Source organism: Methanobrevibacter sp. 87.7, from assembly GCF_002208625.1.
GTDB lineage: Archaea > Methanobacteriota > Methanobacteria > Methanobacteriales > Methanobacteriaceae > Methanarmilla.
In genome coordinates this window covers 1-2004 of sequence record NZ_MRCT01000229.1, presented here as the reverse complement: position 1 = coordinate 2004, position 2004 = coordinate 1, and the positions used below count along the sequence as shown (strand labels likewise).

2 protein-coding genes are annotated in these 2004 nt (G+C 27.4%); both read left to right on the top strand.

The genetic code is table 11. From position 1 onward, the window contains the following. The first annotated feature begins 165 nt into the window (after positions 1-165). Positions 166-1467: a phenylacetate--CoA ligase family protein gene (locus BGI41_RS07870; protein ID WP_088540148.1), complete on the top strand. Its 1302-nt coding sequence runs from the start codon at positions 166-168 to the stop codon at positions 1465-1467. A 9-nt stretch (positions 1468-1476) separates the two neighbouring features. Then, positions 1477-1908 (top strand): acetolactate synthase, encoded by a 432-nt coding sequence (locus tag BGI41_RS07865; protein ID WP_088540147.1) that lies wholly within the window; start codon positions 1477-1479, stop codon positions 1906-1908. Positions 1909-2004: the final 96 nt, after the last annotated feature.

The window sequence follows — 2004 nt, the reverse complement described above, 5'->3', positions numbered from 1 at the left end:
TTAGTTTAAAAAATATATAAAAATCAAATAATTCAATAAAAATTATTCATAAAAGATTTTGAATTATAAATATAAATAGTAATTTAAAATATATAGTAATATATTATAAAATATTGAAAAATTAATTTTCATTTTTATTAATATCAAATATGATAAAGTGATATAATGATATGGAACGAAAAAATGGAATGTATGGATCCTGAAGAAAGGAAAGAATTACAACTTAAAAGATTAAAAAAAACAGTTCAAAGAGCATACCATGAAGTCCCTTTCTACCATAAAAGATTTGATGAAATAGGACTCAAACCTGAAGATATTAAAACTTTAGAAGATATTCAAAAAATCCCATTTACAACTAAAGATGATTTAAGAGCAGCATATCCTTTTGAAATGGTTGCAGCAGAACCTGAAGATATTGTAGAAATTCATGCTTCTTCAGGTACTACAGGTACTGCAACAGTAACTTGTTATACTGAAAAAGATATTGACATATGGGCAGAAATCACTGCAAGAGCTATTGGAATGGCAGGTGGTTTAAGAAAAGATAAAATCCAAAATTGTTATGGATATGGATTATTCACTGGAGGATTTGGTATAGATCATGGTGCTAAAAAATTTGGAGCTACAGTTATACCAATGTCATCAGGAAATACAAAAAGACAACTTGAAATTATGAGAGATTTCAAAAGTGATATCTTAACTTGTACACCATCATATGCAATGTATCTTGGTGAAGCACTTCAAGAAGAAGGTTACGGTCCAGAAGATATTAACCTTAAATCTGGAATTTTCGGTGCAGAAATGTGGACTGAAGAATTAAGACATAGAATTGAAGAGAAATTAGGAATTATAGCATTAAACATCTATGGTCTTACTGAAATTATGGGTCCTGGAGTAGCAAATGAATGTAAAGAACAAACAGGTATGCATATACAAGAAGATCATTTCTATCCAGAAATTATTAACCCAAAAACATTAGAAGTCTTAGGAGATAATGAGAAAGGAGAACTTGTTTTAACTTGTCTTACAAAAACAGGAATGCCAATTTTAAGATTTAGAACCAAAGATGTAACTTCTCTTGTACATGGAAAATGTGCTTGTGGAAGAACAACAGTTAAAATGACTCGTATTACTGGAAGAACTGACGATATGTTCAAAATTAGAGGAGTAATGGTTTTCCCATCACAAATTGAAAGAGGATTACTTAAAGTAAGTAATTCAAGTCCTAACTACCAAATACACATAACAAGACCTGGAACTTTAGATGAAGTTGAAATCAAAGTAGAAATTACTCCAGAATTATTCTCAGATGAAATGAAAGATTTAGATAAACTTGAAGCTAAAATAGCTAAAAGTATTGGAAAAGAAATTGGTCTTAGAGTAAATGTTACATTAGTTGAACCTGGATCACTTCCAAGAAGTGAAGGTAAAGCTATTCGTGTAATTGATGAAAGAAATTTTGAATAGGTGAGAAAAATGGTAGTAAAACAAATTTCAGTTTTTATTGAAAATACCGAAGGAAGAATTAAAAAAGCAATTAATTCAATTTCTTCAGAAGGAATTAATATACGTGCTTTATCTGTTGCAGATGGAGCAAAATTTGGAATATTAAGATTAATTGTAACAGATAATAAAAAAACAAAAGAACTTCTTGAAAAAGAAGGATTTATTGTAAGAGAAACTGAAGTTATAATTATTGGAATTCCAGATAAACCAAATGGATTAAATGAACTTCTTGAAACATTAGAAACAGAAAAAATTAATCTTGAATACATATATGCATTTGCAAACAACAAAACAGATGAAGCTGTTGTTGTAATAAAAGTTGAAAACTATGAAAAAGCTAAAAAACTTTTAGAAAGCAAAAATGCACATTTATTTGATGAAAAAGATATTGAAAACTTATAAAAATTTCATATCTTTTTTAACTATTTTTAATAAAACTATTTTTTAAATAATTTAAAACTAATAAAAAAAAACTAATTCTAAAAAATAATACAAAAT

Excerpts from the sequence above, each read along its gene's own strand:
- BGI41_RS07870 (WP_088540148.1), top strand. The coding sequence starts at position 166 with ATGATATGGAACGAAAAAATGGAATGTATGGATCCTGAAGAAAGGAAA.
- BGI41_RS07865 (WP_088540147.1), top strand. The coding sequence starts at position 1,477 with ATGGTAGTAAAACAAATTTCAGTTTTTATTGAAAATACCGAAGGAAGA.